The organism is Streptomyces flaveolus (genome assembly GCF_014648815.1).
In the GTDB taxonomy this organism is placed as follows: domain Bacteria; phylum Actinomycetota; class Actinomycetes; order Streptomycetales; family Streptomycetaceae; genus Streptomyces; species Streptomyces flaveolus.
In genome coordinates this window covers 110,310-131,708 of sequence record NZ_BMRV01000015.1, presented here as the reverse complement: position 1 = coordinate 131,708, position 21,399 = coordinate 110,310, and the positions used below count along the sequence as shown (strand labels likewise).

Sequence of the window (21,399 nt, the reverse complement as noted above, 5' to 3'; positions counted from 1 at the left end):
CCTAGGGTTGGGGCCATGCCGTCGTACAAGCTCTCAGAGGTGACCTTCGAGGGGTATGCCTCCATCCGGTCCAGCACGTTGGAGCTGGGCGATGGCGTGACCGTGCTGGTGGGCGCCAACGGGGCGGGCAAGAGCAACGTCGTCGGCGCGCTCGAACTGCTGGGGTGGATGGCGGACGGCGACCTGGCGCTCCAGGTGGGCATCCACGGCGGCGCCCAGGCCCTGCAGTTCGCTGGGCGCGGCACCGACAAAGGCATTCGGCTGAAAGTCAGCGCCCCTCCCTACCGCTATGAGGCGCATCTCGTTCCCGCGACGAACGACAGCTTCGTCTTCGCCGAGGAAAAGGGGCACTTCCACGAGCCGGGCCCCGGCCTTCCGATGGAGGAGAGCTTCGGCCGCGGACACCGCGAATCACTGCTGCGGCAGAAGGAGGAGGAGCAGCTCTCCCGCCTGGCAGGCCCGGTGAGGCGTATCCTCGCCGGCTGCCGTGTCTTCCATTTCCAGGACACCAGCCGTGAGGCGCCGGTCAAGCAGTTCGGGTACGCGGCGGACAACGAGGCGCTGCGGCCGGATGCGGCGAACCTCGCAGCCTTCCTGTTGCGGTTGCGCGATGGCGAGCCGAAGTCCTACCGGCGCATCGTGCGGGCCATCAAGTCCGTGGCGCCGTTCTTCCGGGACTTCCTACTGAACGAGGAGCCGGGGGGAAGGATCCGCCTGCGCTGGATGCAGGAGGGGGTCGACGCGGTGTTTCCCGCTGAGGCACTTTCGGACGGCACCTTGCGGTACATCTGCCTGTGCGTCCTGCTTCTTCAACCCGACCCTCCGGCCCTCTTCACACTCGACGAGCCGGAGCTCGGGTTGCACCCGTACGCGATCGTCCAGCTGTCGGACATGCTCCGGTCGGCCGCCGTGCGCAGTCAGATCGTGATCGCCACGCAGTCCGTGACGCTTCTGAACCAGTTCTCGCTCAACGACATCGTGGTGGTGGAGCGCGTGGAAGGGGCGACGGAGCTGACACGTCCGGCTCCCGAAGAACTTCAAGGGTGGCTGGACGACTACTCCCTCGGGGAACTGTGGGAGAAGAACGTGCTGGGCGGCAGGCCGTCGCCAGAGCTGCCGTTGCGGGGCCGCCCGGAATGATCATGGTGGGGGTGCTGTGCGAGGGGCAGACCGAGGAGAACATGGTCAACGACTTCCTCGCGCCCGAACTGGCGGAGTATGGTATCTGCCTGGTGCCGACCATCCTGATGACCCGGATGCCGGCGGGCGGTCCCGCGGGCAAGGGCGGGGTCAGCAAGTGGGCGAAGATCGAGAAGGACCTGCACAAGCTGCTGGCCGCCACTCACTGGGCAGCGGTCACCACTCTCCTTGACTATTACGGCCTCCCTCAGGACAGTCCGGGAATGTCGGACCGGCCGGCGGGCTCCGCCGTGGACAAGGTGACCCATGTCGAGCGGCGCCTCGCAGACCACATGGGTCATCCCCGTTTCCTTCCCCATGTCGTCCTGCACGAGACGGAAACCTGGGTCTTCGCCGCGGCGGAGCAGCTCGGGGACTGGGCCGACGATCCCGCCCTGGCCCATGAGCTCAAACGTCAGGCCGATCTGGCCGGAGGGCCCGAGAATGTGAACGACAGGCCTGAGACCGCGCCCTCCAAGCGGATCCTCAAGCTGTACCCAAGGTACGTGAAGACGCAGGACGGCCCGGTGGCGGTCATGGAGCTGGGTCTGGCCGCCCTACGAGCCACCTGTCCCCATTTCGATGAGTGGATTGTGAAGCTGCTGGCCCTCACACCACGCTGACTCGCTTGAGTTGTTAGCCATAGGGAGCGGTCTACTGCGGCGCAGAGGACGCACAACTCCTGACGCCCTACCGACAAGCGCATCGGTTAACTCGCCTGTCTGGGCCCATCCGAGTTGACCGACCGCACAGGTATGGCCAATGATCCCGGCCATGCCTGCCTCAGCTGCCCCGGCCGTTGCCGCTGCCCGCTCCCGTCAGGCCTCGCGCGCCTCGCGTGCCGCGCTGCGGTTCGGCCGGGTCGCGGCGATGGGGGCGGTCGCCGCGGTGATCCTGATCGCCGGGGTGTGGGCGTCGTGGGGGACGGCGCAGCACGTGATGCTGACCAAGGGGCGTGAGCAGGGCACGGTCGAGGTGACGCGGTGCGGGGGCGGTTCGTGCAGCGGTCCGTACGCGCCGGTGTCGGCGGGGTCGCGGGCGCGGGAGAGCGTCGTGATCGAGGATTCGGTGGCCGTGTCGAAGGGGCGGACGTACACGGTCGTGGTGAAGCCGGGCAGCGACGACGTGGTGCGTTCGGGTCCGGCCGGGGTGCTCTACGCGTGGGTGCCGCTCGGTGGTGCGCTGCTGCTGGCGTCGGTGGTGGTGGCCGGCGGGCTGCGGCGGACCCGGGCGGCGTGGGTGCTGGCCGGCTCCGGGGTGGGGTTGCTGACGGCGGCGTTCGTCGCGGTGTGACGCGGATACGGCGGTGCCCCCGTGCTCGTGGTGAGCACGGGGGCACCGTCGTGTGCGGGTGGCGGGGTGTCAGCCGGTGTTGCGGAGGCCGGCGGCCACGCCGTTGACGGTGAGCAGCAGAGCCCGGGCGAGCAACGGGTCGACTTCCTCGCCGGCGGCGGCCGCTTCGCGCTGGCGGCCGAGGAGCGCGACCTGGAGGTAGGAGATCGGGTCCAGGTAGGCGTCGCGGATGGCGAACGTCTGCTTGAGGACGGGGTCGGCGTCGAGGAGTTCGTCCTCGCCGGTGACCCGCAGCACCTCGGCGACGGTCAGCTCGTGCTCGGCCTTGATGGCGTCGAAGACGTGCTTGAGCTCGTCCGGGACGAGGGTGTCGACGTAGTGCTGGGCGATGCGCAGATCCGTCTTGGCGAGGGTCATCTCGACGTTGGAGATGAAGTTCCGGAAGAAGTGCCACTGCTGGTGCATCTCGTCCAGGACGCTGTCCAGGCCGGCCTCGCGCAGGGCCTTGAGGCCGGAGCCGACGCCGTACCAGCCGGGGACGATCTGCCGGGACTGGGTCCAGCCGAACACCCACGGGATGGCGCGCAGTCCGTCGAGCGAGACGCCCGAGCCGGGGCGGCGGGAGGGCCGCGAGCCCAGGTGCAGGTCGGCGAGCTGGTCGACCGGCGTGGAGGCCAGGAAGTACGTCGGCAGGTCGGGGTCCTCGACCAGCTTGCGGTAGGCCTGGTGGGCGGCCTCGGAGACGACGTCCATGGCGGCGTCCCAGCGGGCGAGGGCCTCGTCGGACTGGCGGGGTGCGGTGTGCAGGGCGGAGGCCTGGAGGGTGGCGGCGACCGTCAGTTCCAGGTTCTCGCGGGCCAGGGACGGGATGAGGTACTTGTCGGAGATGACCTCGCCCTGTTCGGTCACCTTGATCTCGCCCTCCAGGGTGCCCCAGGGCTGGGCGAGGATGGCGTCGTGGGTGGGGCCGCCGCCGCGGCCGACGGTGCCGCCGCGGCCGTGGAACAGCCTGAGCCGCACTCCGTACCGGTGGGCGACGTCGCGCAGGCGGCGCTGGGCGCGGTGGATCTCCCACTGGGAGGTGGTGATGCCGCCGAACTTGGAGGAGTCCGAGTACCCGAGCATGACCTCCTGGACGTCTCCGCGCAGGGCGACGAGGCGCCGGTAGGAGGGGTCGGCGAGGAGGTCCTCGAGGATGGTGTCGGCGGCCTTGAGCTCGTCGGTGGTCTCCAGGAGCGGCACGATGCCGATCTTGGCCCAGCCGGCGTGCAGGTCGATGAGGCCGGCCTCGCGGGCCAGCACCGCCGCGGCGAAGACGTCGTCGGCGCCCTGGCACATGGAGATGATGTAGGACTCGATGACCTCGGGGCCGAAGACCTCCAGGGCGCGCCGGACGGTCTGGAAGACGCCGAGGGTCTTCTCGCCGGCCGCGTCCACCGGGGCGGGGGTCGGGGCCAGCGGCCTGCGGGAGCGCAGCTCCTTGGCGAGGAGCTTGGTGCGGTACTCGCGGGGCATGTCGGCGTAGCGCCAGGACTCCTCGCCGAGGCGGTCGAAGAGCTGGCCGAGGGCGTGGTGGTGGGCGTCGGCGTGTTCGCGGACGTCCATGGTGGCGAGCTGGAGGCCGAAGGCGGCCAGGGTGCGGATGGTGCGGGCGAGCCGGCCGTCGGCGAAGAGGCCGCCGCGGTGTTCGCGCAGGGAGGTCTGGAGGATGCGCAGGTCGGCGAGGAGTTCGGCGGTGCCGAGGTAGTCGTGGCCGTCCTCGTGGGGGATGCCCCTGGCGAGGCGCTCCTTGGTGTTCTCCAGCTTCTGCCGGATGCAGGTGGCCTTGAGCCGGTAGGGCTCTTCGGCGTTGAGGCGCTTGTAGCGGGGGCTGATCTCGGGGAGCCGGTCGAGGTCGGCCTGGAGGGAGGTGAGGAGTTCTTCCGTCGCTCCGGTGTAGCGGATGGAGTTGGACAGGAAGCCGCGCAGCTCGTCGATCATCTCCAGGGCGTCGTTGATGCCGTGCTCGTGCTGGAGGATGAGGACGTCCCAGGTGACCTGGGGGGTGACGTTGGGGTTGCCGTCGCGGTCGCCGCCGATCCAGGTGCCGAACGTGAGGGGGCGGGTGTCGTCGGGGAGCTTGACCCCGGCGCGCTCGAGTTCGGCCGTCAGGTCCTCGAGGACGTCGCCGACGGCGCCGGCGTGGAGTTCGTCGAGGTAGTAGATGGCGTTGCGGGCCTCGTCGGCGGGTTCGGGGCGCACGACGCGGAGTTCGTCGGTCTGCCAGACGAGGTCGATGTTCTCGGCGAGGCGGGTGTCGAGGCGGCGCCGGTCGGACTCGATGACGGGGGTGTCGAGCAGGGCGGCGATGCGGCGCAGCTTGTTGAGGACGGAACGCCGGGCGGCCTCGGTGGGGTGCGCGGTGAAGACGGGGCGCACGTTCAGGTTGCGGACCGTTTCGCGCAGGTGCTCGGGGTCGGCGTCCTTGAGGCGGTCGGCCGTCCGGGCGAGCAGTCCGCCTTCGGCGGAACGGCGGGCGCGCAGCTCGCGGCCGCGGTGGACCTGCTCGGTGACGTTGGCGAGGTGGAAGTAGGTGGAGAAGGCGCGGACCAGCTTGGCCGCGGTCTGCAGTTCGGTACCGCGCAGCAGCTCCGCGGCGGCCTCGCCGTCCTCTCGGGTGAGGCGGCGTACCTTCTCGACGAGGTCCAGCAGTTCGGGGCCTTCCTGCCGGACGAGGGTCTCGCCGAGGAGGTCGCCCAGTCGGCGGATGTCGGCCCGCAGTTCGGTGCTGGTGGTCGCCTGGGACACAGTCTGGTCGTCGGCACTGCTCACAGGTGCGGCTCCTTGCAGTGTTGAAGCTCGTCTGGGAGGGAACCCGGACGGCGTCTCGCGCGGCGGGCGCCGCTTACGGGGCTGGACGTCCGGGAAGAAATCTGAGCGGACCGCGCTGTCCGACCGCTCTCCAGGATAGGTGTCGACCGGGACGCGCAGGCTCTCGGGCTCTTGCCGCGGGGCGACGCACTGCCATACTTACGTCGCCGTAGGTTACGGAACCGTAGGAAACTGTGCGTGGTTTCCGCGGTGTGTTTCCGCAGCCCGGCACCGGCCACGACCCTCAACCCCCCAAGGACGCGCATGACCACGAGTTCCGATGTGATCCCGGACGCTCCGAAAGCCCCCGACGACGATTCCGCGCAGCCCGCCACGCTGGGCGGTGAGCAGAAGCGCACGATCGAGCAGATCACCCTGCTGCTGTTCATCATCGTCCCCTTCCTCGCGCTCGTGGCGGCGGTGCCGCTGGCGTGGGGGTGGGGCGTGAGCTGGCTGGACCTGGGCCTGCTGGTCTTCTTCTACTACCTGGGCTGCCACGGCATCACGATCGGTTTCCACCGCCACTTCACCCATGGTTCGTTCAAGGCGAAGCGGCCGCTGAAGATCGCGCTGGCGATCGCGGGCTCGATGGCGGTCGAGGGACCGCTGGTCCGCTGGGTCGCCGACCACCGCAAGCACCACAAGTTCTCCGACGCCGAGGGCGACCCGCATTCGCCGTGGCGGTACGGCGAGACGGTCCCGGCGCTGATCAAGGGCCTGTGGTGGGCACACATCGCATGGATGTTCGACGAGGAGCAGACCCCGCAGGACAAGTACGCACCGGATCTGATCAAGGACCCGGCGCTGCGTGCGATCTCGCGCCAGTTCGTCCTGTGGACCGCGTTGTCCCTGGCCCTTCCGGCGCTGATCGGCGGACTGGTCACGATGTCCTGGTGGGGTGCGTTCACCGGGTTCTTCTGGGGGTCGCTCGTCCGGGTGGCGCTGCTGCATCACGTCACGTGGTCGATCAACTCGATCTGCCACGCGGTCGGCAAGCGCCCGTTCAAGTCGCGGGACCGTTCGGGCAACGTGTGGTGGCTGGCGGTCCTGTCCTGCGGTGAGTCCTGGCACAACCTGCACCATGCCGATCCGACGTCCGCGCGGCACGGCGTGATGCGCGGCCAGCTCGATTCGAGCGCCCGTCTGATCCGCTGGTTCGAGCAGCTGGGATGGGCGTACGACGTGCGGTGGCCGTCACGCTCGCGTATCGATTCGCGCCGCAACACGGACCAAGGCGGCTCCCGCCGCCGGAAGGAAACCGTCGAGGCGGCATGATGGTCGCTGTGGCGACCGACTCCAGCACTCCCAGCAATGACAAGCCGCGGCGTGCGCGCCGTACCCGGATGACCGGTGCCGAGCGTCGCCAGCAACTGCTGGAGATCGGTCGCACCCTCTTCGCCGAGAAGGGCTTCGAGGGCACGTCGGTGGAGGAGATCGCGGCGAAGGCCGGGGTGTCCAAGCCGGTGGTGTACGAGCACTTCGGCGGCAAGGAGGGCCTGTACGCGGTGGTGGTGGACCGCGAGATGCGGCGGCTGCTGGACATGGTGACCAGCTCCCTGACCGCCGGCCACCCGCGTGAGCTGTGCGAGCAGGCCGCGTTCGCGCTCCTGGACTACATCGAGGAGTACACGGACGGCTTCCGCATCCTGGTCCGCGACTCCCCCATCCCGCAGTCGACGGGCTCCTTCGCCTCGCTGATCTCCGACATCGCCACCCAGGTGGAGGACATCCTGGGCCGCGAGTTCAAGAACCGCGGCTTCGACGCCAAGCTGGCCCCGCTGTACGCGCAGGCGCTGGTCGGCATGGTGGCGCTGACCGGCCAGTGGTGGCTGGACGTGCGCCGCCCGAAGAAGGCCGAGGTGGCGGCGCACCTGGTGAACCTGGCGTGGCACGGCCTGGACGGCCTGGAGCCGAAGCCACGGCTGATCGGGCACCGGAAGAGTTGACGCACACGAGGCAGTGCAACCAATGACCCACGAGATGCATCTTGTGGCATCCTATCGGTATGACTGAGATCGCGATCAGCGCTGCCCGTTCCCAGCTCGGCGACCTGGTCCGCCGCGCCGCCCACAGCCGCGAGACCATCGCCCTCACCGACCACGGGCACGTGGCCGCCCTGCTCGTGTCGCCGCACGTCATAGAGGATCTCGAGGACGCTCTGGCCGTTGCCGACTACCAGCGACGCAAGGCCGAGGGCACGCTTGGCCCGGGCGTCCCCATGGCCGAGGTGCGCAAGCGGCTGGGGCTCGAAAAGAAGTGACCTACGAGATCATCTTCGAACCGCAGGCCCTCGACTCTGCCGCCCGGTTCCTGAAGGAGGATCCTGACGGCCTCGCCACCGTCCTGGATGCGATCGACAAGCTCGCAGAAAGCCCTCGTCCAGCAGGATCGATCCCCTACGGATCGCCGGACATCCGTCGTCTGCACGTCGGCGACTACCGCGTGCTCTACATCATCGAAGACGACGTGGTCCGCATCCTCGTGACCCACCTGGGCCGCACCCCCTGACTCACCCTTCCTTCCGGGCGACGGCGAAGACGCGGCGGAAGGGGAACGGGGTGCCGTGCGGGCCGGGCGGGTAGGCCTCGCGAAGGGCGGTCCGGTACTCCGCGACGAACGCGTCCCGGGCCTCCGGGTCGTCGTCGAGCGCGGTCAGGACGGGACGCAGGCCCGTGCCCTTGACCCAGTCGAGGACGGGGTCGTCCCCGGTCAGCAGGTGGAGGTACGTGGTCTCCCAGACGTCCGCCGTGCAGCCGAGGCCGGTCAGCCGCTCCAGGTAGGCCCCGGGCGCGAGGACGGCGTCCCCGTGTCGCAGGGTGCCGGCGAGGCGGTCCCCCCACCGCGGGGAGCCGGCGAGGTCGCGCATCAGGCGGTGGCTGGGGGCCTCGAAGTTGCCGGGGACCTGGAAGGCGAAGGTGCCGCCGGGCCGCAGGGCGGCGATCCAGTCGGCGAAGCGTTCGACGTGGCCGGGCACCCACTGGAGGGTGGCGTTGCTGATGATCAGGTCGTGCGGCTCGGCCGGGATCCAGGTGCGGGCGTCGGCGTGGGCGAAGTCGAGGCGTCCGCCGCCCGGGGTGGGGCCGGCGTGCTCCTCGGCCCGCGCGAGCATCTCGGCGGAGTTGTCGTAGCCGGTGACGCGGGCGGTGGGCCAGCGGCGCGCGAGCAGCGTGGTGACGTTGCCGGGACCGCAGCCCAGGTCGGCGATGCGGGGCGGCCGGGCACCCGGTCCTGCGGGGAGGCCGGGGACGCGGGCGAGGAGGTCGGCGAAGGGGCGGGCGCGGTGGTCGGCGTGGCGCAGGTACTGGGCGGGGTCCCAGGTGGGCGCGGCGGACATGGTGCCTCCAGGCAGCCGGACAAGGGTCGGATACCCAGCGTCACCGGAAATTTATCTCGATGTCAAGATGATTGACCTCAAGAGACTTCACATCGACACAACCACTACACTGATCGTCATGGAGGACGAGGTCGATCGGCTGGTCGCAGCGTGGCGCCGGGAGCGCCCGGACCTCGACGTGGAACCGCTCGAGGTGCTGAGCCGGGTGAGCAGGCTCGCGCGGCACCTGGACCGCGCACGTCGGCTGGCCTTCTCCGAACATCAGCTGGAGCCGTGGGAGTTCGACGTCCTGACGGCGCTGCGCCGGGCGGGCACCCCGTACCAGCTCTCGCCGGGCCAGTTGCTCACGCAGACCCTGGTCACCTCCGGCACGATGACCAACCGTATCGACCGCCTCGCCAAGAAGGGCCTGGTGGAGCGCCTGCCCGACCCCAGCGACCGGCGCGGCGTGCTGGTACGGCTCACGGACGAGGGCCGGGACCGCGCCGACCAGGCACTGGCCGGGCTCCTCGACCAGGAGCGCGCCATCCTGGCCGAACTCTCCCGGGCCCAGCGCAGCGAACTGGCCGCGCTGCTACGCCAGCTGACCGCCCCGTTCGACAACATCCCCGGTTAGGTCGACCGGCCCCACCCCGGCCCTGCGCGCCAGCGCGACCGCGGCGAGGGTGGAGTGGACACCCAGCTTGCCCAGCACGTTCTGCATGTGGGTCCGCACCGTGTGCGGGGACAGGTACAGCCGCTCGGCGACCGCCTTGCGGCCGAGTCCGGCGACCATGCAGCGCAGCACCTCCCGCTCGCGCGGGGTCAGCGACTCCACCAGCCGCTCGCTCTCGGTCCGGTGCTTGCGGGCGGCGGTCAGCTCGCGCAGGACGCCGGTGAGCAGCGCGGGCGGCAGATGCGTCTCGTCGCGCAGCACCCCCCGGATGACGCTGAGCAGCCGCGAGAGGGAACAGTCCTTGGCGACCCATCCGCAGGCACCGGCACCCAGCGCCAGGGCGGCCCGCCGGGGATCGTCCTTCTCGGCGAGGACGACGATCCGCACACCCGGCTGCGCCGACCGCACCCCGGTGACCAGCGAGATGCCGTCCACCAGCCCGTCCTCGTTGCCGTCCCGCACGGGCACGGCCGGCCGGGCGCCGGGCACATGACCGCCCAGGTCGGCGTCGACGAGCAGCACGTCGAACCGCCGCCCCTCGGCCGCGGCCCGCTCCAGGCAGCGCAGCGCGGCCGGACCGCTGCCGGCCGCGGAGACCTCGACGTCCGGCTCGGCGGCCAGGGCGGCGGCGAGCGACTCGGCGAAGATGCGGTGGTCGTCGACGACCAGGACTCGGATGCGCACCACGGAACCCCCTTCCCCACGCTCCCGAGGAGCAGGGGATACGTCGCCAAAGGACGACACCGGCGCGGGCACGGAGCCCGAAGCCCCGTGCCCGTCCTCGCGTTCGGTACCGGGGACGGGTCGCCGCAGCCGCACGGCCGCCGCCGTGCGTAACCGCTACCCCCGTCCCGGGCCCCGTACCCGGCTGTCTCGCCCCCTGATCGGCACCGGCCCCCACCGGTGCTGTCCATCAGAGTACGGGCGGGCGCCGGGAGCGGAAGGTTATTTGCAGAACTGACAGCCGGGCGCGTTTATGGTGAGCCGCATGTTTCGTCTAGTGACAGAAGTAGACAAAGCACGGCGCGATCTGCTGCGCACCCGCCTGCGGGAGACGAACACGGCCGCCTCGTCGATCCTGCGTTCCCTGCGCGGCACCCCTCACGAACGCGAATTCCCGCTGCACGTCTGGGCCCTGGACGACGGGGGCGGCCTCGCGGGCGGTCTGGTCGGGCACACCTGGGCGACCTGGCTGCACGTGACCTATCTGTGGGTGGACGGCCGGTGCCGGGGCGCGGGGCTGGGCGCCGCACTGCTGGGCGAGGCGGAACGGGCGGCCCGCGACGAACGGGGCTGCGCGGCGGCGCGCGTGGAGACCTGGGACTTCCAGGCGCCGGGCTTCTACCGCGGGCGGGGCTACGAGGTGGTGTGCGTGATCCCCGACTATCCGCCGGGGATCACCGAGTACACCCTGGTCAAGCGGCTGGGCTGAGCCGCCGCGCGCCCGCCGAGGGCACCGCCTCGAACACCCGGGGAGCGGTGAAGCCGGCCGCGGCGAACGCCTCCTCGACCGCCTTGGTGACGCCGTCCACGTCCGCCGTCTCCACCAGCACGATCGCCGAGCCGCCGAAGCCGCCGCCGGTCATCCGCGCGCCCAGGGCACCGGCTTCCAGGGCCGTGTCGACGACCAGGTCCAGCTCCGGGCAGGAGATGCGGAAGTCGTCCCGCAGGGAGACGTGGCCCTCGATGAGGACCGGGCCGATGGCGCGGGTGTCGCCGGACTCCAGCAGCGACACCACCCGCTCCACGCGCTCGTCCTCCGTGACGACATGGCGGACCAGGCGGCGCACCTCCTCCTCGTCGCCCAGCCGTTCGAGCGCCGCGTCCAGTTCCGCGTACGGCACGTCCCGCAGCGCGTCGACGCCCAGCAGGGCGGCGCCCTTCTCGCAGCCGGCGCGGCGCTTGCCGTACTCGCCCTCGCTGTGGGAGTGCTTGACCTGCGTGTCGACGACGAGCAGGCGCATGCCCTCGGCGGCCAGGTCGAAGGGGATCTGGCGCTGCGAGAGGTCGCGGGTGTCCAGGAACAAGGCGTGCCCGGCCTCGCAGCACGCGGACGCCGTCTGGTCCATGATGCCGACCGGTGCGCCGACGTAGACGTTCTCGGCGCGCTGGCACAGGCGGGCCAGCTGCCAGCCGCGCAGGCCGAGGGAGTACAGGTCGTTCAGGGCCAGGGCGACGACGATCTCCAGGGCCGCCGACGAGGACAGGCCCGCGCCCGACGGGACCGTCGAGGCCAGGTGGATGTCGGCGCCGGTGATCTCGTGCCCGGCCTCGCGCAGGGCCCAGACGACGCCCGAGGGGTAGGCCGTCCAGGACTTGTCGGCCTCGGGGGTCAGGTCGGCGACGCGCAGTTCGACGGGGCCGGCGTCGATGTCCGCCGAGTGCAGGCGCAGGACGCCGTCGTCGCGCCGGGAGACCGCGGCGACCGCGGTGTGGGGCAGGGCGAACGGCATGACGAAGCCGTCGTTGTAGTCGGTGTGTTCGCCGATGAGGTTGACCCGGCCCGGCGCCGCCCACACCCCTTGCGGCCGCTCCCCGTACAGCTCGCGGAACCGCTCCCCGACCGTCTGCGCGACAGCCTCGCTCATGCCCTGACCCCTCGCCCTTCCGTGCTTCTCCACGTACCGCAGGTCTACTTCGCGTGCCGCTGCGCGAACTCCCACGCGTCGGCGACGATTCCCGCGAGGTCCGCGCGGGACGGGTTCCAGCCCAGCTTCTCGCGGGCGGTGCCGGCCGATGCCACCAGGGTGGCCGGGTCGCCGCCCCGGCGGGGGGCCACCACCTCGGGGATCGGGTGGCCCGTCACCCGGCGGACGGTCTCGACGACCTCGCGGACCGAGAAGCCGTTGCCGTTGCCCAGGTTGCAGATGAGGTGCTCGCCGGGGACGGCCGCGTCCAGGGCGAGCAGGTGGGCCTCCGCCAGGTCGGCGACGTGGATGTAGTCGCGCACACAGGTGCCGTCCGGCGTCGGGTAGTCGTCGCCGTAGACGGAGATCGCCTCGCGCCTGCCCTGCGCGACCTGGAGGACCAGCGGGATCAGGTGCGACTCGGGGTCGTGCCGCTCGCCGTACGCGCCGTACGCGCCGGCGACGTTGAAGTAGCGCAGCGAGACCGCGCCCAGCCCGTGGGCCGCCGCCTCGCCGGTGATCATGTGGTCGACGGCGAGCTTGGAGGCGCCGTACGGGTTGGTGGGCCTGGTCGGCGCGGACTCGACGATCGGCACCTCGTCGGGCTCGCCGTAGGTGGCGGCCGTGGAGGAGAAGACGAGCCGGCGCACGCCCGCCGTGCGCATGGCCTCCAGCAGGGCCATGGTGCCGCCGACGTTGTTGTCCCAGTACTTCTCGGGCTTCACGACCGACTCGCCGACCTGCGAGAAAGCGGCGAAGTGCAGGACGCCGTCGAACGAGGCGTCCAGCCATTTGGCGGCGTCGCGGATGTCGCCCTCGATGAACGTGGCGCCCGCCGGCACGCCCTCGCGGAAGCCCGTCGAGAGGTTGTCGAGGACGACGACCTCGTGGCCGGCCTCCAGCAGATGCTGGGCGACGACACTGCCGACGTAACCGGCCCCACCCGTCACCAGGTACTTCCCGCTCATGAACTCGCTACCTCTCGCAGTCGCTCGGCCGCGCGCTCCGGGGGCACGTCGTTGATGAACACGTTCATGCCGGACTCGGAGCCCGCGAGGAACTTCAGCTTGCCGGACGTACGGCGAATAGTGAAAAGCTCCAGGTGCAGCGCGAAGTCGTCCCGCGTCACGCCCTCGAAGTCCTCCAGCTGTCCGAACGGGGCCTGGTGCCAGGCCGCGATGTACGGCGTCGGGGGCTCACCCTCCCCGAAGATCCGGTCGAAGCGCCTCAACAGTTCCAGGTAGACCTGGGGAAACTCTGTGCGCGCCGCCTCGTCGAGGCCGAGCAGGTCGGGCACGCGCCGCTTGGGGTAGAGGTGCACCTCGTACGGCCAGTGCGCCGCGTACGGCACGAAGGCGGCCCAGTGCTCGCTCTCCAGGACGACCCGCTCGCCCGCCAGTTCCTCCTCGACCACCGCGTCGAACAGGTTCGCCCCGCCGGTCGCCTCCTTGTGCGCGGCGAGCGAACGGAGCATCAGGGCGGTGCGGGGGGTGGTGAACGGGTAGGCGTAGATCTGCCCGTGGGGGTGACCGAGCGTCACGCCGATCTCGGCGCCGCGGTTCTCGAAGCAGAAGACCTGTTCGACGGAGGGCAGATGCGACAGCTCCGAGGTGCGGTCCGTCCAGGCGTCGAGCACGAGCCGGGCCTGTTCCTCGCTCAGGTCGGCGAACGAGGCGTTGTGGTCGGAGGTGAAGCAGACGACCTCGCAGCGGCCGGAGTCGCCGGCCAGGGAGGGGAAACGGTTCTCGAAGACCACCACGTCGTACGACGCGTCGGGGATCTCGCTCAGCCGCTCGCCCGCGGACGGGCACAGGGGGCACTGGTCGGCGGGCGGGTGGTAGGTGCGGCCCTGACGGTGCGAGGCGATGGCGACCGAGTCGCCGAGCAGCGGGTCGCGACGGACCTGAGAGGTGGTGACGGTCCGCTCCAGCGGGCGGCGGTCCACGGCGTCCCGCACGGCGTCGTCGCGCAGGTCGTAGTAGACGAGCTCGCGACCGTCGGCCAGCCGGGTCGAGGTCTTCTTCACTGCCGCACTCCTCTACACCCACACCCAATCACCCAACACAATCAAACATAACACATCACAACCCACCAGCACCCCGATCATCACAATCAAACAAAGAACATCAGCAGAAGTGTTCAATTACTGAACGCGGAGGCGTAGGTTCCGCTCCGGATCAGTTCGCGCAACGAAGCGAGTTCGTATGCATACCCCCACATATCTAGCCGCGGAGCTTCGACTCCCCACCAACTGGCTCGACTACACGATCCTCGGGATCTACTTCGTCGTCGTCCTCGGCATCGGCTTCGCCGCCCGCCGCTCGGTCAAGACCAGCCTGGACTTCTTCCTGTCCGGACGGTCGCTGGCCGCCTGGATCACCGGTCTCGCCTTCATCTCGGCCAACCTCGGTGCCACCGAGATCCTGGGGATGGCCGCCAACAGCGCGCAGTACGGCGTCTACACGACGCACTGGTACTGGATCGGCGCCATTCCGGCGATGGTCTTCCTCGGCCTGGTGATGATGCCGTTCTACTACGGCTCGAAGGTCCGCTCGGTCCCGGAGTTCCTCCTTCTCCGCTTCGACAAGGCGGCGCATCTGCTGAGTTCGATCCTGTTCGCCTTTGCGGCCATCCTGATCGCCGGCGTGAACCTCTACGCCCTCGCGATCGTCGTGGAGGCGCTGCTCGGGTGGCCTGAGTGGGTGGCCATCGTGGTCGCCGGCTTCTTCGTCCTGGCGTACATCACCCTCGGCGGACTCTCCTCGGCGATCTACAACGAGGTCCTCCAGTTCTTCGTGATCATGGCGGCGCTCATCCCGATCAGCATCCTGGGCCTGAAGAAGGTCGGCGGCTGGGACGGCCTGTCCGACTCCCTCACCAAGTCCCACGGCGCCGACTTCATGACCTCGTGGGGCGGCACGGGCATCGGCAGCGCCAACCCGCTGGGCGCCAACTGGCTGACCATCGTCCTCGGCCTCGGCTTCGTGCTCTCCTTCGGCTACTGGACGACGAACTTCGCCGAGGTGCAGCGCGCCCTGTCGGCGAAGAACCTCTCGGCGGCCCAGCGCACGCCGCTGATCGCCGCGTTCCCGAAGATCTTCATCGTCTTCCTGGTGATGATCCCGGGCCTGGTCGCCGCGGTCCTCGTCCCGAAGATCGGCACGCCGGGCTCGGACCTCCAGTACAACGACGCGATCCCGTACCTGATGCAGCAGCTGCTGCCCAACGGCGTGCTCGGCATCGCCGTGACCGGCCTGCTGGCGGCCTTCATGGCGGGCATGGCGGCGAACGTCTCCTCCTTCAACACCGTCTTCACCACCGACATCTGGGCGAAGTACGTCGTGAAGGACCGCGACGACGCGTACTACGTGCGCTTCGGCCGCCTGATCACGGTGATCGGTGTGCTGGCCTCCATCGGCACGGCGTTCCTGGCCTCGTCGTTCTCGAACATCATGAGCTACCTCCAGACGCTGTTCTCCTTCTTCAACGTGCCGATGTTCGTGGTCTTCATCATCGGCATGTTCTGGAAGCGGGCGTCGATGAAGTCCGGCTTCTGGGGGCTGATCGCGGGCACCACCGCCGCGATGGTCAACTACTTCGTCATCTACAAGCAGGGCATCATCGACATCCCCTCCGACCAGGGCGCCAACTTCGTCTCGGCGATCGCGGGCTTCGTCGCCGGAGCGGTCGTCATGGTCGCCGTCTCCCTGTTCACCAAGCCCAAGCCGGTCGCCGAGCTCCAGGGCCTGGTCTACGGCACCCGCTCCCCCGGCATGTCCGAGGCGCCCGCCGCGGGCGACGACGCGTGGTACCGCAAGCCGGCGCTGCTGGGCTGGGGTGCGGTCGTGCTGGCCGCCGCCTGCTACATCCCGTTCTCGTTCTGATCGCGGGAGGATTGAGAGAACATGTCCGATTCCTACTCCGACAAGAACGTCCAGGACGAGGTCTCCGAGCTGGAGAGCAAGTCCGCGACCGCCGCGCGGCTGTTCGACATCCGGCGGATCATCGGCGGGCTGTTCGTGGTCTACGGCGTCATCGTGACGATCGCGGGCTTCGTGGCGTCCGACGACGACATCGACAAGGCGCAGGGGGTGAACATCAATCTGTGGACGGGGGTGGGGATGCTGGTGCTGGGTCTGTTCTTCCTGGCCTGGCTGAAGCTGCGGCCCATCGCCCCGCCGGCACCGCCGGTGGACGAGGCCGACAAGAAGTGACGGCCAGGTTCTGACGCGGGTCACTCGGCGCGGGTGCGGGGCGGGCCTGACGCGTGGCCCGGCGCTGAGGTGGCCCGCGGGTGGGTCGCGTGGCCCGGCGTTGCCGGGGTGCCGCTGCGCCCACCCGTGCCGCCCCAGCGGCACGACTGCCCGCAGCTAGGGCAGCCAGGCGGCCGGTCAGACGCGTACGGCGAGAAGGGGACGTGTCGGGGGGTGTCCGCCCGCAGCGGTTGGCGCGTCAACGCCCCGTCTGCTGGAAAGGGACCGATTTCGCGCCGTTCCGAGGACGGACACCCCCCGGCGCGGCCCCGACCCACGGACAACGCACCGCGCTACCCGCACCCCCCGCACGGGCCGCCGCAGGCACCCCGCACCCCCACCGAACCCGCACAGGCCGCCGCAGGCATACCGCTCACCCGCCGGAGGCGCCCGCTCGGTCCAGCAATCCCGTCCGGGCCGCCAGCGCGGCTGCCTCCAGTCGGGAGCCCACGCCCAGTTTCATCAGGACCCGTTGGACATGCGTACGCGCGGTCGAGGGCGCTATGCCCATGCCGGCCGCGATCCCCCGGGTGTCCTCGCCGTCGGCGACCCGGACCAGGACCTCGACCTCCCTCGGGGTGAGCATCGACAGCAACCGCTGCCCCTCGTCGTCCGGCTGGGCCGCCGGATTCAGCAGCTCCCCGAACGCCCCCTGGAGCAGCGCCGGCGCCACCGCCGCCTCCCCCGCCCGCGCCTTCATGATCGCCCGCTCGACCCCCTCGATGCGCTCGTCGTGCCGGACGTACCCCGACGCCCCCGCCGCGAACGCCGCAGCGATCCCGCGCGGACTCGGCACCGGCCCCAGCACCAGCACCGCCACCTGCGGCCGCTCCCGCTTGACCCGCACCACCGGGTCGAAGATCCCCGGCTCGGCCGGTGTCGCCGTGCCCAGCAGGCACACCTCCGGCGCCCGGCTGATCACCAGCTCCGCCGCCCCCGCGGCGGGCGCCGCCGCGGCGAGCACCCGGTGCCCCCGCAGCTTCAACGCCGAGGCCAACGCCTCGGCGAGCAATCGGTGATCGTCGACCACCATGAGCCGCACTCCCATAGAGCAACCCCCAGTCCCCCCGGCCCGCGGCCCCCCGGCCCCGCCTCATGCCCCCGGAAGCTACACGCAAGTTCGACGTCGCGCTGCCCCTACCGGTAAGAACTGCCCCGGAACGCCGAAATCCCTCGCAATACGGCCCCGCCCCTGGACAGGGACGGGGCCGTGAACGCACGCCCGAGGGGGATGGGCCGGCTCAGCCGCTGGTGCCGAACCCGATGGCCAGGTACTCCTTCTCGTCCGCACTGGTCTGTTCACTGGCGTACACCTGCGACATGTACAGGTGGCCCTGCGAGTAGAGGATCTCGGAGTACTCCGGCGACATGCTCAGCTCCACGTCCTGCACGGCCTCGTCCGCCGGGTTCTCCAGCAGCTTCGTCTCCTTGAACGTGCCGCCGTCGATGCTCACGATCTGGCCGCCCTTGGAGTACGTGCTCTTGTAGGCGATCACGTTGCCGCCGTCCATGCGCAGCGGGGTGATCCTGTAGCCCTCGCCGGCGTCGGCGCGCTGCCCGGTCTGCTTGCCGGTGGCCAGGTCGAGGGCGACGATCTCGTTGGTCTGGGAGTACCCCTCGCCACCGCCCTCGTGCTCCTCGGTCGGGATGTAGATCCGGTCGTTGCCGACCGCGAGCCCGGAGCACTGCTCGATCTTGCTGATGGTGTCGCAGCGGGCGGCGAACTGCTCGCCCGGCGCCGAGATGCGGGTGCGCAGCTTGCCGGTCTTGTTGTCGATGGAGAAGAAGTCCGAGATGCCGCTGCCGTCACCGGCGGAGTCGCCGACGTCGGCGGCCACGACCAGGGGGTTGGTGGAGACGATGCCCGCGTACTCGATGCCCTTGGCCATCTTGTACTCCGAGAGCACCTTGCCGGACTTCGGGTCGAGGGTCTGGATGTTCAGCTGCCGCGCCTCGTACGTGCCACACTTGCGGACCGCGACCAGCTTCTCCCCGCCGCCGTAGCCGGCGTCGTAGCAGGAGTCGGTCGCCTTCGGGGACCACAGGACGTTGCCGGTGGCGATGTCCCAGGCGACGCCGCCGCTGGTGCTGCCGGCGGCGACGGTGCCGCCGCTGATCGTGACGTTGTTGAAGGAGATCGGCTGGTCACCGGACTTGCCGGTCTTCGTCCACACCGTCTTGCCGGTGTTCAGGTCGATCAGCGCGACCTGGCTGCAGCCGTGCGAGGGGTCGGCCTTGGTCGGCATGGCGGGCTCGTGGACGACGACCGCCTTGTTGTCCTCGGTGAGGTGCCGGCTGGTGGTGCAGACGGGGCCCGCCAGCGGGACGGTCCACAGCTTGGTGCCCTTGTCGGGTTCGTAGCCGACGATCTGGGCGATGCCGCTCTTGGCGTACACCGAGTCGGTGAGCCAGGAGCCGGCGACGACGATGCTGCTGTCGTCCTTGCTCACCGGGGGCGCCGGGACCTGGAAGAGGACCTTGGCGGACGGGTCCGACGGCACCTTCTCCTCGCCGCCGGAGGAGGTGCCGCCGGTGCCGCCCTTCTCGTCCGTGCCGCCCTTGCCGCCGGTGGTGCCGGCGGTGGTGTTCTTGTCGTCGTCCTTGCCGGAGGAGCTCGCGTACCAGACCCCGCCGCCGACGATGAGGGCGATCGCGACGACGGCCGCCACGATGATCGCCATCGATGCGCTGATCTTCCGCCCGCCGCCCGTTCCGCCGGGCTGGACCGGCATCGGCGCGGTCGCCTGCGGATATCCGTAGCCGGGCTGCCCCGGCTGACCGTACGGCGGCGTCGGCTGTCCGTAGGGCCCGGGCTGCTGCGGCTGTCCGTACCCGCCCGGCTGGCCGGGGTAGCCGTAACCGGGCTGGGGCGCCTGCGGGGGCTGCGGATACCCGTACCCCGGCTGCGGCGGAGCCGCGGGCGGCTGCGGGGCCGGCGGAGGCGTCCCCGGGGCCTGAGGGTAGCCGTACCCGGGCTCGGGAGCCTTGCCGAGGTTCGGCCCCGCCGGCGGGGCGGCGGGCTGGGACGGCTGCGGCGGCTGGTCCTGCGGCGGGCCGAAACCCCCTCCCTGCGGGGGCTGGTGGGGCGGCGGGGGCGGCGGCTGGGTCATGGCGTGAGTACCTCGGAGAGCGGAGACGACGGGACCGGCCGGACGGGCCGGACGGCCCCGGCGGGGCGGACGGCGGGGGCGGAGAAGGTCACTTGCCGTAGGCGAGCATCAACTTCTCCTTCGCGTCGTCGTTCCCGGTCAGGCGGGTGCTGGAGAGGTAGAAGCGCCCGTCGGCCCAGTCGATGTCGCGCGAGTAGAAGCTGTCCTCGACGTCCGCGGCGCCCTGCGGGTTCTGGAGCAGCTTGGCCGGCGTGTGGCTGCCGCCGCCCGTCGGGATCGACACGACCTGACCGCCCGCGTCGTACGACGGCTCCACGTAGGCGACGAGCGCGCCGCCCTCGGCCTTCACCGGCAGCATCGACTCGTCCGCGGGGGACTTCGTGCGCCACTTCTCCTTGCCGTCGGCGAGGTTGATCGCGACGATCTCGTTGGCCCCGGTGGTCGCCTCGGTCGGCAGGTAGAGGGTGTTGTCGGCGACGACGACGCCCGTGCAGCCCTGGAGGTCGCGTTCGAGGATGGCCCAGCCGCACTCGGGGGCGAAGTCCTCGTCGACGCCGACCTGCGCCTGGACCCGGCCGGCGGGGGTGAAGCTGGAGATGTTCCAGACCTTCTTGTCCTCGTTGGTGGCGTAGACGACGAGCGGGTCGACGGAGTAGGCCCGCGCCACCTGCCAGCCCTTCTCGTACTTGTAGGTCCACAGGACCTTGCCGGTCTTCGGGTCGAGGCCCTGCATCTCGTCGTGCGCGTTGTCGCCGCCGGCGCCGCAGGAGGCGACCTGGACGAGCTTCGTGGCGCTGCCCGCGAATCCGGCGGGGAAGCAGGCGTCGCCGTACCGCTTCTTGTCGTACAGCTTCTTGCCGCTGGTGACGTCGTAGGCGGTGCCGGACTGGGAGCGGCCGACCATCAGGGTGTTGCCGCTGACGGTGAGTTCGAGGGAGAGCGTCGAGTCGAACAGCTCGCCCTCCTCGACCTCTTCCTTCCAGCCCTGCTTGCCGGTGGCGAGGTCGACCTGCTGGAGCTGGTTGCACTCGGCACGGTCGCTGGAGCCGCTCATGTAGGCGACGACGATCGTGTTCTGAGCCGTCTTGTCCGGGGTGACCGCGCAGATCTTCTGCGGGAAGGTGATCGGGTCCCAGGTGGGCTTGCCGTCACCGACGTTGTAGGCGAAGAGCTGCTTGTACGCCGCCTTCACCGCGGCCTTGTCGGTGATCCACATGCCGTCGGCGTCGGCGCCGGAACCGGGGGCGTCGGGCGCCTCCTTGTACCAGAGCACCTTGGACTCCCCGGCCTGGCGGCCCTCGTTGAGGTCCTCGGGGTCCTCGCCGCCGTCGCCGCTGCCGTCACCCGGGTCGACCGGGGCGCCACCGGAGGCCGAGGGCTTGGCGTCGTCGCTCTTCTCGGCGACCGGCTTCTTGTCCTTGCCGTCGTCCCCGGTGCCGGTGACCGCCCACACGGTGCCGCCGATCACGAGCAGGGCCGCGACCGCGGCGCCGATCACGAGGGCCGGCTTGCCCTTGAAGGGGTTGCGGGAGCCGGAGCCGCCGGGCGGCGGGGTGCCGGGCCCGCCGGGGAACTGGGGCTGCGGGTAGCCGTAGCCGGGCTGCTGGCCGTACGGGCCCGGCTGCTGGGGCTGGGCGTACGGGCCGGAGTTGTACGGGCCCGGCTGCGCGTACGGACCGGGCTGCTGCTGCGGGTAGCCGTACCCCGGCTGCGGCGGTCCGGGCGGCGGGCCCTGCGGCGGCTGGGGCGTCTGGGGCGGTCCCTGCGGGGGCGGAGGCGTCTGCGGCGCTCCGAAACCACCGCCCGGCGGCGGATCCTGCGGTGCTCCGAAACCACCCTGCTGCGGCGGCTGGTTGGGCGGCTGGCTCATCAGCGCGTTCCCCCTTATTGCTCACTGATTTTTCGCCACGCCCCGAGGTACGCGCTGGCCTCGGAAGCGTCATCGGGCGGTCTCAGACAGTCTTCAGACGGCCCTTTCTATCACCCGGTACCGACAGCACACCGGGCCGCGTCCGCCCCTGTTCCCAAGGGAGGACCGGCCCGTGATGCCTCCGTTACGCGCCTTCACGCCCCCTTCACGCGCTGCGCGCCCCGTATG

20 protein-coding genes are annotated in these 21,399 nt (G+C 70.5%); 11 read left to right on the top strand and 9 right to left on the bottom strand.

Annotation, left to right across the window (positions count from 1 at the left end):
• Positions 1-15 precede the first annotated feature (15 nt).
• From IEZ05_RS29290 to IEZ05_RS29280, 3 genes are all read left to right on the top strand, one after another.
• Entirely contained in the window at positions 16-1,140 is a 1,125-nt protein-coding gene (locus IEZ05_RS29290) for an AAA family ATPase (protein ID WP_189233273.1), read from the top strand.
• A gap of 2 nt (positions 1,141-1,142) precedes the next feature.
• Complete coding sequence (locus tag IEZ05_RS29285; protein WP_229869911.1) at positions 1,143-1,802, top strand: DUF4276 family protein; 660 nt, start codon at positions 1,143-1,145, stop codon at positions 1,800-1,802.
• Between the two features lie 139 nt (positions 1,803-1,941).
• Positions 1,942-2,472, top strand: coding sequence for a hypothetical protein (locus IEZ05_RS29280; RefSeq protein ID WP_189233271.1), 531 nt, complete (start codon positions 1,942-1,944; stop codon positions 2,470-2,472).
• 69 nt (positions 2,473-2,541) lie between these two features.
• Here the strand turns inward: IEZ05_RS29280 and ppc are convergent, their stop codons facing one another.
• Positions 2,542-5,283, bottom strand: coding sequence for a phosphoenolpyruvate carboxylase (gene ppc, locus IEZ05_RS29275; RefSeq protein ID WP_189233270.1), 2,742 nt, complete (start codon positions 5,281-5,283; stop codon positions 2,542-2,544).
• A 303-nt stretch (positions 5,284-5,586) separates the two neighbouring features.
• Between ppc and IEZ05_RS29270 the strand changes: the two genes are divergently transcribed.
• Genes IEZ05_RS29270 through IEZ05_RS29255 form a run of 4 tightly spaced genes read left to right on the top strand, consistent with a single transcriptional unit; the run spans position 5,587 to position 7,830 of the window.
• Positions 5,587-6,597 (top strand): acyl-CoA desaturase, encoded by a 1,011-nt coding sequence (locus IEZ05_RS29270; protein ID WP_189233269.1) that lies wholly within the window; start codon positions 5,587-5,589, stop codon positions 6,595-6,597.
• Positions 6,594-7,268 (top strand): TetR/AcrR family transcriptional regulator, encoded by a 675-nt coding sequence (locus tag IEZ05_RS29265; RefSeq protein ID WP_161163718.1) that lies wholly within the window; start codon positions 6,594-6,596, stop codon positions 7,266-7,268. Before IEZ05_RS29270 ends, IEZ05_RS29265 begins: the two co-directional genes overlap by 4 nt.
• A 59-nt stretch (positions 7,269-7,327) precedes the next feature.
• Positions 7,328-7,582 (top strand): type II toxin-antitoxin system Phd/YefM family antitoxin, encoded by a 255-nt coding sequence (locus IEZ05_RS29260; protein ID WP_189233268.1) that lies wholly within the window; start codon positions 7,328-7,330, stop codon positions 7,580-7,582.
• Positions 7,579-7,830 (top strand): type II toxin-antitoxin system RelE family toxin, encoded by a 252-nt coding sequence (locus IEZ05_RS29255; protein WP_189233267.1) that lies wholly within the window; start codon positions 7,579-7,581, stop codon positions 7,828-7,830. The genes IEZ05_RS29260 and IEZ05_RS29255 overlap by 4 nt, the downstream gene beginning before the upstream one ends.
• Position 7,831: 1 nt before the next feature.
• Here the strand turns inward: IEZ05_RS29255 and IEZ05_RS29250 are convergent, their stop codons facing one another.
• A complete protein-coding gene (locus IEZ05_RS29250) occupies positions 7,832-8,656 on the bottom strand; it encodes a trans-aconitate 2-methyltransferase (RefSeq protein ID WP_189233266.1) in 825 nt (274 codons plus the stop codon).
• Between the two features lie 118 nt (positions 8,657-8,774).
• On the opposite strand from IEZ05_RS29250, the gene tamR reads away from it, so the two are divergent.
• Entirely contained in the window at positions 8,775-9,272 is a 498-nt protein-coding gene (gene tamR / locus IEZ05_RS29245) for a MarR family transcriptional regulator TamR (RefSeq protein ID WP_188181585.1), read from the top strand.
• On the opposite strand, the gene IEZ05_RS29240 is transcribed toward tamR, so the two are convergent.
• Positions 9,231-9,998, bottom strand: coding sequence for a response regulator transcription factor (locus IEZ05_RS29240; RefSeq protein ID WP_189233265.1), 768 nt, complete (start codon positions 9,996-9,998; stop codon positions 9,231-9,233). The two genes, tamR and IEZ05_RS29240, sit on opposite strands and share 42 nt — an antisense overlap.
• 289 nt (positions 9,999-10,287) lie before the next feature.
• On the opposite strand from IEZ05_RS29240, the gene IEZ05_RS29235 reads away from it, so the two are divergent.
• Positions 10,288-10,743 carry a GNAT family N-acetyltransferase gene (locus tag IEZ05_RS29235; protein WP_189233264.1) on the top strand — a complete coding sequence of 152 codons (456 nt, stop codon included), beginning with the start codon at positions 10,288-10,290 and terminating at the stop codon, positions 10,741-10,743.
• Here IEZ05_RS29235 and galK read toward each other — a convergent pair.
• The 3 genes from galK to galT are packed head-to-tail and all read right to left on the bottom strand — an operon-like array spanning position 10,727 to position 13,964.
• On the bottom strand, positions 10,727-11,899 hold the full coding sequence (gene galK / locus IEZ05_RS29230; RefSeq protein ID WP_189233263.1) for a galactokinase: 1,173 nt from the start codon (positions 11,897-11,899) through the stop codon (positions 10,727-10,729). The genes IEZ05_RS29235 and galK overlap by 17 nt on opposite strands.
• Before the next feature lie 44 nt (positions 11,900-11,943).
• Positions 11,944-12,906 (bottom strand): UDP-glucose 4-epimerase GalE, encoded by a 963-nt coding sequence (gene galE / locus IEZ05_RS29225; protein ID WP_189233262.1) that lies wholly within the window; start codon positions 12,904-12,906, stop codon positions 11,944-11,946.
• A complete protein-coding gene (gene galT / locus IEZ05_RS29220) occupies positions 12,903-13,964 on the bottom strand; it encodes a galactose-1-phosphate uridylyltransferase (protein WP_189233261.1) in 1,062 nt (353 codons plus the stop codon). The genes galE and galT overlap by 4 nt, the downstream gene beginning before the upstream one ends.
• Before the next feature lie 178 nt (positions 13,965-14,142).
• Here galT and IEZ05_RS29215 point away from each other — a divergent pair, with 178 nt between their 5' ends.
• Positions 14,143-15,822 (top strand): sodium:solute symporter family protein, encoded by a 1,680-nt coding sequence (locus IEZ05_RS29215; protein ID WP_189233260.1) that lies wholly within the window; start codon positions 14,143-14,145, stop codon positions 15,820-15,822.
• A 21-nt stretch (positions 15,823-15,843) separates the two neighbouring features.
• On the top strand, positions 15,844-16,152 hold the full coding sequence (locus tag IEZ05_RS29210; RefSeq protein ID WP_189233259.1) for a hypothetical protein: 309 nt from the start codon (positions 15,844-15,846) through the stop codon (positions 16,150-16,152).
• 412 nt (positions 16,153-16,564) lie between these two features.
• Here IEZ05_RS29210 and IEZ05_RS29205 read toward each other — a convergent pair whose 3' ends face one another.
• The 3 genes from IEZ05_RS29205 to IEZ05_RS29195 all read right to left on the bottom strand — a co-directional run bounded on the left by IEZ05_RS29205 (position 16,565) and on the right by IEZ05_RS29195 (position 21,171).
• Complete coding sequence (locus tag IEZ05_RS29205; protein ID WP_189233258.1) at positions 16,565-17,239, bottom strand: helix-turn-helix transcriptional regulator; 675 nt, start codon at positions 17,237-17,239, stop codon at positions 16,565-16,567.
• Between the two features lie 193 nt (positions 17,240-17,432).
• The gene (locus IEZ05_RS29200; RefSeq protein WP_189233257.1) at positions 17,433-19,301 is read right to left on the bottom strand and encodes an outer membrane protein assembly factor BamB family protein; all 1,869 of its coding nucleotides are present in this window, start codon (positions 19,299-19,301) and stop codon (positions 17,433-17,435) included.
• Between the two features lie 88 nt (positions 19,302-19,389).
• Complete coding sequence (locus IEZ05_RS29195) at positions 19,390-21,171, bottom strand: outer membrane protein assembly factor BamB family protein (RefSeq protein ID WP_189233256.1); 1,782 nt, start codon at positions 21,169-21,171, stop codon at positions 19,390-19,392.
• Between the last annotated feature and the right edge of the window lie 228 nt (positions 21,172-21,399).

Bases quoted from the DNA above. Each gene is read 5' to 3' on its own strand.
- IEZ05_RS29195 (WP_189233256.1), bottom strand. From the start codon at position 21,171: ATGAGCCAGCCGCCCAACCAGCCGCCGCAGCAGGGTGGTTTCGGAGCA.
- IEZ05_RS29270 (WP_189233269.1), top strand. From the start codon at position 5,587: ATGACCACGAGTTCCGATGTGATCCCGGACGCTCCGAAAGCCCCCGAC.
- IEZ05_RS29250 (WP_189233266.1), bottom strand. From the start codon at position 8,656: ATGTCCGCCGCGCCCACCTGGGACCCCGCCCAGTACCTGCGCCACGCC.
- IEZ05_RS29265 (WP_161163718.1), top strand. From the start codon at position 6,594: ATGATGGTCGCTGTGGCGACCGACTCCAGCACTCCCAGCAATGACAAG.
- IEZ05_RS29290 (WP_189233273.1), top strand. From the start codon at position 16: ATGCCGTCGTACAAGCTCTCAGAGGTGACCTTCGAGGGGTATGCCTCC.
- IEZ05_RS29280 (WP_189233271.1), top strand. From the start codon at position 1,942: ATGATCCCGGCCATGCCTGCCTCAGCTGCCCCGGCCGTTGCCGCTGCC.
- IEZ05_RS29235 (WP_189233264.1), top strand. From the start codon at position 10,288: ATGGTGAGCCGCATGTTTCGTCTAGTGACAGAAGTAGACAAAGCACGG.
- galK (WP_189233263.1), bottom strand. From the start codon at position 11,899: ATGAGCGAGGCTGTCGCGCAGACGGTCGGGGAGCGGTTCCGCGAGCTG.
- galE (WP_189233262.1), bottom strand. From the start codon at position 12,906: ATGAGCGGGAAGTACCTGGTGACGGGTGGGGCCGGTTACGTCGGCAGT.
- IEZ05_RS29215 (WP_189233260.1), top strand. From the start codon at position 14,143: ATGCATACCCCCACATATCTAGCCGCGGAGCTTCGACTCCCCACCAAC.
- IEZ05_RS29205 (WP_189233258.1), bottom strand. From the start codon at position 17,239: ATGGGAGTGCGGCTCATGGTGGTCGACGATCACCGATTGCTCGCCGAG.
- tamR (WP_188181585.1), top strand. From the start codon at position 8,775: ATGGAGGACGAGGTCGATCGGCTGGTCGCAGCGTGGCGCCGGGAGCGC.
- IEZ05_RS29210 (WP_189233259.1), top strand. From the start codon at position 15,844: ATGTCCGATTCCTACTCCGACAAGAACGTCCAGGACGAGGTCTCCGAG.
- IEZ05_RS29285 (WP_229869911.1), top strand. From the start codon at position 1,143: ATGGTGGGGGTGCTGTGCGAGGGGCAGACCGAGGAGAACATGGTCAAC.
- IEZ05_RS29260 (WP_189233268.1), top strand. From the start codon at position 7,328: ATGACTGAGATCGCGATCAGCGCTGCCCGTTCCCAGCTCGGCGACCTG.
- IEZ05_RS29200 (WP_189233257.1), bottom strand. From the start codon at position 19,301: ATGACCCAGCCGCCGCCCCCGCCGCCCCACCAGCCCCCGCAGGGAGGG.